This window comes from Agarivorans sp. TSD2052 (genome assembly GCF_023238625.1).
In the GTDB taxonomy this organism is placed as follows: domain Bacteria; phylum Pseudomonadota; class Gammaproteobacteria; order Enterobacterales; family Celerinatantimonadaceae; genus Agarivorans.
Window position 1 is genome coordinate 20,764 of sequence record NZ_CP096670.1, and the last position, 6,737, is coordinate 27,500.

Here is a 6,737-nt window from a genome sequence, read left to right on the forward strand (position 1 = left end):
CACAGGGGGCTAAGAATAACAAACAACCTGCTATCTACAAACGCTTAGCGTGATTAACAAAAAAAAATGAGAGCTTAGCGCTCTCATTTTTGGCTATTTTAGCGTTTAAGGTCGTTCAAATACGGTGGCGATGCCTTGGCCTAAACCAATACACATTGTCGCTACACCTAATTTGGCACCTTTGGCTTCCATAAGGTTGATTAAGGTCGTCGAAATTCGTGTTCCTGAGCAACCTAAGGGGTGACCCAGTGCGATAGCGCCACCATTTAGGTTTACTTTATCTTCTACTTGGTCGAGTAAGCCTAAATCTTTTACACAAGGTAAAGATTGCGCAGCAAAGGCTTCGTTTAACTCAAACAAGTCAATATCTGCTACTTTCAGGCCCGCACGTTGTAAGGCTTTTTGGGTTGCTGGAACCGGTCCATAACCCATAATAGAAGGATCGCAGCCAGCAATGGCCATTGAGCGGACTTTAGCGCGAACAGTTAAACCCAACTCAGCGGCTTTTTCAGCAGACATCACTAACATAGCCGATGCACCATCCGATAAGGCTGAAGAGGTGCCAGCTGTAACTTTACCGTTGGCGGGGTCAAATACAGGCCGTAGTTGTGACAAGCCTTCTACGGTGGTTTCAGGGCGGATCACTTCGTCGGTTTCAATGAGCTTTAAGGTACCGTTGGCGTCGTGACCTTCGATGGGGAAAATTTCGTTGGCAAAACGTCCTTCAATGGTGGCTTGGTGTGCTAAACGATGTGAGCGAGCGCCAAATGCATCCATGTCTTCTCGGCTAATGCCATGCATTTGCGATAACAGTTCGGCAGTTAAGCCCATCATGCCAGCAGCTTTTGCGACTGACTTCGCCATACCCGGGTGGAAATCGACGCCGTGATTCATGGGGACGTGGCCCATGTGTTCAACACCGCCCACAATAAATACATCGCCTTGATCGGCCATGATGGCGCGTGAGGCATCATGCAGCGCTTGCATGGATGAACCACATAAACGGTTTACGGTTACCGCGCCAGTAGAATGGGGTAGACCAGCAAGTAACGCCGCGTTACGTGCTACGTTGAAGCCTTGCTCTAAGGTTTGTTGAACACAGCCCCAGTAGACGTCTTCTATGTCATTAGGATCCAGTTTAGGGTTACGTTCTAGCAAGCCTTTCATCAGTTGGGCTGATAAGTCTTCAGCTCGAACATTTCTAAAACAGCCGTTTTTAGAACGGCCCATAGGAGTTCGAATACAATCTACAATCACTACTTCTTTCATTTTATATTCCTCCATTAGCCTTGCTTACCATAAAAAGTTTCACCAGCCGCTGCTTTAGCTCGCAGGCCGTCGGTCACTTGGTAGAGTGGACCGAGTTCAGCATATTGATCGGCTAGCGCGACATACTTATCAAGACCCATGGTATCTAGGTAGCGGAATACACCGCCGCGGAAAGGAGGGAAACCCAAACCATAAACCAGCGCCATATCAGCTTCGGCAGGGCTTTGAATAATACCTTCTTCTAAACAACGGACCACTTCATTAATCATTGGAATCATCATACGGGCAATGATTTGTTCGCTGCTGTAATCACATTTTTCGCCAGCGATGTTAGCTAACAGTTGATAGCTAGCAGGGTCGGCATCTTTTTTCGGTTTACCGCGGCGGTCTTTGGTGTAGGCGTAGAAACCTAGACCATTTTTCTGGCCAAAGCGTTCTGCTTGGTACATAACATCGATAGCATCTTCACCGTTTTTGGCCATTCTTTCTGGAAAACCTTCAGCCATGACTGCACCGGCGTGGTGGCCGGTATCAATACCCACTACATCAAGTAAGTAAGCTGGACCCATTGGCCAACCAAATTGTTTCTCCATGATCTTGTCAACGTTGACGAAGTCGGCACCGTCTTGCAGTAAGCGAGTAAAGCCAAAGAAGTAAGGGAACAATACGCGGTTAACAAAGAAACCGGGGCAGTCATTGACGACTACCGGGGTTTTGCCCATTTTGGCGGCGTAGGCGACCACGCTATCGATAGTGTCTTGAGAGGTATGCTCACCACGAATCACTTCAACTAAAGGCATGCGGTGTACAGGATTGAAAAAGTGCATGCCACAGAATTTTTCTGGGCGGGCAAGATTCTTCGCCAGTAAAGAAATAGGAATAGTCGAGGTATTTGAAGCAATAATGGTGTTGTCATCAACATGCTGCTCAACTTCTTGCAGTACAGCGGCTTTGATTTTGGGATTTTCAACCACCGCTTCTACCACAATACTGCTGTTAGCAATGGCTTGATAGTTTAGGCTAGGGGTAATGGCCGACAGGATTTTAGCCATTTTCAAACCATCGATACGGCCGCGCTCAAGCTGCTTGTTTAATAGCTTGCTAGCTTCGTTCATGCCTAAGTCTAGCGCTGCTTGATTAATGTCTTTCATCACCGCAGGTACACCACGACTGGCACTTTGATAGGCGATACCGCCACCCATAATACCAGCGCCTAACACTGCCGCTTGAGCTATGTTCTGAGCGTTCTTCGAGGCTTTTTTCGCTAAGCCTTTTAGTTGTTGGTCGTTTAAGAATATACCGACCAAGGCTTGAGCGACCTCTGATTTGGCTAAACCAATGAAGTATTTACCTTCTAGGGCTAATGCTTCGCTACGGCCTAAGTGGGCCGCCTTCTCCATGGTTTTTACCGCGGTAATCGGTGCCGGGTAGTGTGGCCCTGCTTTCGCCATAACCATGCCTTTTGCACAGTTAAAACTCATGGTTGCTTCGATCTTGTTTAAAGCTAATGGTGACAGCTTAGCTTGGCGACGGCTCTGCCAGTCAATTTTGCCCGCTATGGCGTCTTGCAACATCGTTAATGCGGCAGCATGTAGCTGTTCGGCAGGCACAACGGCGTCAAGCATGGCAAACTTTTGAGCCTCGCCAGCTTTATAGTTTTTGCCTGTGGTAATCCACTCCATAGCGTTATCGGCACCAATCACTCGTGGTAAGCGAACTGTGCCGCCAAAGCCAGGCATGATGCCTAATTGAGTTTCTGGTAGGCCAATGCGAGCATTGGGTTCGGCGACCCGTAAGTCGGTAGACAGAATGAATTCACAACCGCCGCCAAGTGCATAACCGTTAACCGCTGAAATTGTCGGAACAGCTAAGTCCTCTAAAGCATTAAAAATATCATTGGCTTTAGTCAACCATGCCGCCAGTTGTTCTTCTGGTAGGGCGAATAAGCCGAGAAACTCGGTGATATCGGCTCCAACAATGAAGGCGTCTTTCGCTGAACTTACCAGCAAGCCGGTTAAATTTGCTTGCTGTTGCAATGCGGTAATGGCCTCATCCAACGAGACTAAAGTGCTTTTGTCTAATTTATTAACACTTCCTTGCTTGGCATCGAATGTTAGTTCAGCGATACCGTCGGCAATATAACGAACACTGAGGTTCTCGCCTTGATATATCATTCTGCTCTCCTTGTTGCTGGTGTACATAGCACCAGTTTTGTGTAGGGGTTAGAGATAATTTGTAATCAGTTTGTTACGCAAACATTAAAGCAAATATAACACTCATTTAAAACACTTGTTTAACTTTTTGTCGGTCACGCCACAAAAAGGCATCACTAACGAGAGCAAATAAAAACCATCAATGCTCAATTAGCTGCTCTAGATCCAACAAAAATGGAACTAAATACGCTATAACTAAATAGCTAATTTATAGTCGTAGAGAGGGTTTTATGCTAACTATTCAACAACTGTTTACTCAGCATATTGAGCAGCTTCAGCATCGGGTGACTGATGTACTGGAGAGGGAGAGTTTAGAAGCCTTGATTATTCACTCAGGCTATCCACTACGTACCTTCCTTGATGATCAACATTACCCCTTCAAAACGAACCCGCATTTTAAGCATTGGTTACCGCTAACCGAACATCCCCATTGTTGGCTGGTGGTTAATGGAGTGGATAAACCCAAGCTTATTTATCACCAAGCAAGCGACTATTGGCACAAAGAGGCGGGCGAGCCAGCAGGTTTTTGGCTAGATTTCTTTGATATTGAACTAATGACAAGCCCTCAAGATATTGAGCCTTTCCTTCCAGCAAAACGGCAACGTTGTGCCTATATAGGTGAGCACCCTGAGTTAGCTGAGGCCCTCGATATTGGAGAACGTAATCCCGAGTCAGTACTGAGTTACTTGCATTACTATCGCGCCTATAAAACAGATTACGAGTTAGAGTGTATTCAAGAAGCCAATCATCGCGCAGTAAAAGCGCATATTGTGGCAAAAGATCTTTTTTTTGCAGGGGCATCTGAATTTGAGATGAACTTGGCTTATCTTGCCAGCCTAGGTAAAAATGAGAATTCACTGCCTTATTCCAACATCATCGCCATCAATGAGAATGCAGCAATCCTGCACTACACGGCGTTGAGCGCCACAAAACTGCCCGAGAAGCAGCGTTACTCAATGCTGATTGATGCCGGTGCGGAATATCGGGGCTACGCAGCCGACATTACTCGCAGTTATGCCTATAGAAAGGGCCTATTTGCAGAGTTGGTTGCCGAAATGGATAAACTGCAGTTAGCGCTGGTGGCGAGTTTAAAACCAGGCAAACGTTATACCGATCTCCACTTCAAAGCTCATCACCAGCTGGCAAAGTTGCTGGTAGATTTTGAGTTTGTCTATTGCAGCGCCTCGGCGGCTGTCGACAAAGGCATTACACGCGCCTTCTTCCCGCATGGTTTGGGTCATCACCTTGGCTTACAGGTTCATGATGTGGGTGGATTTATGCAAAATGAAGATGGGGATATTTTGGCCGCACCAAGCAGTGACCCATTTTTACGCTGCACGCGAATGCTAGAACCTAAACAAGTGCTCACTATTGAGCCTGGTTTATATTTTATTCCCAGTTTGTTGAGTGAATTGGCCGAATCTGAACATACCCGCTTGATTAATTGGTCGCGGGTTGATGAAATGCGCCGCTTCGGCGGTATTCGCATTGAAGACAACGTAGTGATTACCGGTAAAGCCTGTACTAACTTAACTAGAGAGCTGACTTGGAAGTAGCACACAGTAGTGATTACTTACGCCCTAAATCGGCGGTAAGTGTTGAAGAAGTGATAAAAAAAAGTCGCTTTATCAGTTTGATTGTACCGGTGCAAAGCCGCGAGCATGCCCAGAGGCAACTCGCAGAGATTAAAAACACACATCCACAAGCTAGGCATCACTGTTGGGCCTTCATTGCTGGTCACCCTAATGATAGCCAATGTTTAGGCTTTAGTGATGATGGTGAGCCTAGCGGTACTGCAGGAAAACCTATGTTAGCGCAGCTACAAGGGAGTGGATTGGGACAGGTATTAGCGGTAGTGGTGCGTTACTCTGGAGGCATCAAACTTGGAACGGGGGGTTTAGTCAAAGCCTATGGCGGTGGGGTACAGCAAGCACTAAAGCTGCTGACTACAGAAACCGTAGTGGCAAGCGGTAGTTGCATGCTGGAGTATGATTATAGCTATACTACGCAAGTTGAAATGTTACTCAACAAACATGGTGCCACTAAATTAGATACCCAGTTTTCAAACTTGGCGAAAATGCAGGTTAGCCTGCCTCTCAGTGAATATTCTGCCTTTAAGCAACAGCTTATCAATCTATCTAGCGGGCAGATTAACGTGAGCAAGCTATTGTCTTAAGTTGTCTTGTGGGGCGCTTTACTTCAAGATATACACCATTAACTTTATTTGAATAGAGAAACGACACGGATGCAAATCAGAGCGATTATTAGGATCGTTGGACTTCTAGTAATGTTATTTAGTCTCGCTATGATTGTTCCGGCTTTTGTCGCTGCTATATATAAGGATGGTGCTGGTAAAGCATTCATGGCAGCTTTTTCTATCTGTGTTAGCGCTGGATTTATTCTTTGGTTTCCGCAACGCCATCAAAAAACAGAGTTAAAAGCTAAAGAAGGTTTTCTTATCGTGGTGCTGTTCTGGACAGTACTGGGTAGTGTTGGAGCCTTGCCTTTTATCTTGACCGAAAATCCAAGTATGACGGTGACTGATTCATTTTTTGAATCGTTTTCTGGTTTAACTACCACTGGTGCCACCGTTATCGTTGGGATTGAAAACCTGCCTAAAGGGATCTTGTTTTATCGGCAAATGCTGCAATGGTTAGGCGGAATGGGCATCATTGTTCTCGCAGTAGCGGTGTTACCGATCCTCGGTGTGGGAGGTATGCAACTTTATCGGGCTGAAATTCCTGGGCCGGTTAAAGACAAAAAGATGACGCCTAGGATTGCCGAGACGGCAAAGGTATTGTGGTATATCTATTTATTTTTAACCATTAGTTGCAGTGTCGCTTTTTGGTTAGCTGGGATGTCATTGTTTGACGCCATTTGCCACGCCTTCTCCACCATCGCCATCGGTGGTTTCTCAACTTACGATGCTAGTTTAGGTTACTTCGACAGTTCAACTATCAATACGATATGTGCGGTGTTCCTGATTATCTCAGGGATTAATTTCTCATTGCACTTTGCTGCAGTAAATGGACGAAATATTACCTTTAAGTATTACTTTCTTGATCCCGAGTGCCGCGCGTTCTTTTTTATACAGATATGCCTGACCCTGGTTTGTTTCGGCGTGTTGTTAGCGCAGCAGGTTTATAACTCACCGGCAATTGCCCTTGACCAAGCCTTTTTCCAGTCGGTATCTATTTCTACCACGGCTGGTTTTACCACGACCAGTTTCTCTGAATGGCCATTATTTTTACCGGT

5 protein-coding genes (1 of these 5 running past the window's edge) are annotated in these 6,737 nt (G+C 46.0%); 3 read left to right on the forward strand and 2 right to left on the reverse strand.

Going from position 1 to position 6,737, the window contains the following annotated elements:
* Positions 1-105: 105 nt before the first annotated feature.
* Entirely contained in the window at positions 106-1,269 is a 1,164-nt protein-coding gene (gene fadA, locus M0C34_RS00090; RefSeq protein ID WP_248713640.1) for an acetyl-CoA C-acyltransferase FadA, read from the reverse strand.
* A gap of 14 nt (positions 1,270-1,283) precedes the next feature.
* Positions 1,284-3,443 (reverse strand): fatty acid oxidation complex subunit alpha FadB, encoded by a 2,160-nt coding sequence (fadB, locus tag M0C34_RS00095; RefSeq protein WP_248713641.1) that lies wholly within the window; start codon positions 3,441-3,443, stop codon positions 1,284-1,286.
* 269 nt (positions 3,444-3,712) lie between these two features.
* Between fadB and pepQ the strand changes: the two genes are divergently transcribed.
* The 3 genes from pepQ to M0C34_RS00110 all read left to right on the forward strand — a co-directional run.
* Positions 3,713-5,038, forward strand: coding sequence for a Xaa-Pro dipeptidase (gene pepQ, locus M0C34_RS00100; protein ID WP_248713642.1), 1,326 nt, complete (start codon positions 3,713-3,715; stop codon positions 5,036-5,038).
* Positions 5,029-5,658 (forward strand): YigZ family protein, encoded by a 630-nt coding sequence (locus tag M0C34_RS00105; protein WP_248713643.1) that lies wholly within the window; start codon positions 5,029-5,031, stop codon positions 5,656-5,658. The genes pepQ and M0C34_RS00105 overlap by 10 nt, the downstream gene beginning before the upstream one ends.
* 69 nt (positions 5,659-5,727) lie before the next feature.
* Positions 5,728-6,737 carry the 5' portion of a TrkH family potassium uptake protein gene (locus M0C34_RS00110; RefSeq protein WP_248713644.1) on the forward strand. 448 nt of this gene lie beyond the right edge of the window, so only the first 1,010 of its 1,458 coding nucleotides appear in the window; the start codon lies at positions 5,728-5,730; its stop codon lies beyond the right edge, outside the window.